Genomic DNA, 394 nt, shown 5'->3' with positions numbered 1-394 from the left:
GCTGGATGCCTACGGTCTCGCTTTCGCGGCCGCGGCAAACGCCCAGTCCGACGCCCCTGCCCTGGATGCCGGCATCCCTTGCGCGCGTCATGTCGGCCAACCGATGACCCGCTGCGAAATCAGTGTCGCGCAAAAAGGCGGCGACAGCACCGTGACCGTGACCTGGCCGGACGGCGGTAGCCGCGTCATCACCTTCCATGACGGCAAACCGAGCGGCTCGGACTCCTCCGACGAATTCCGCTTCACGCGCGAAGGCACCCTCAACATGATCCGCGTCGGCGTTTCGGAGCGCTTCGAGATCACGGATCAGATGGCGCTGGGTGATTAGGGGAGTAAGGCAGTAGGGCAATAAGGCAGTAGGGGGAAGAAAGCACCTACTCCCCTACTCCCCTAC

Annotated in this window: 1 pseudogene; it reads left to right on the top strand. The window is 63.7% G+C overall.

Annotation, left to right across the window (positions count from 1 at the left end):
- Positions 1 to 328, top strand: a pseudogene (locus EOD07_RS37405) (SH3 domain-containing protein); the annotation flags it as partial.
- Positions 329 to 394 lie beyond the last annotated feature (66 nt).

The organism is Mesorhizobium sp. M2C.T.Ca.TU.002.02.1.1 (assembly GCF_003997225.1).
The sequence above is the reverse complement of the archived record's forward strand: the minus strand, read 5'-3'. Positions and strand labels throughout refer to the sequence as shown.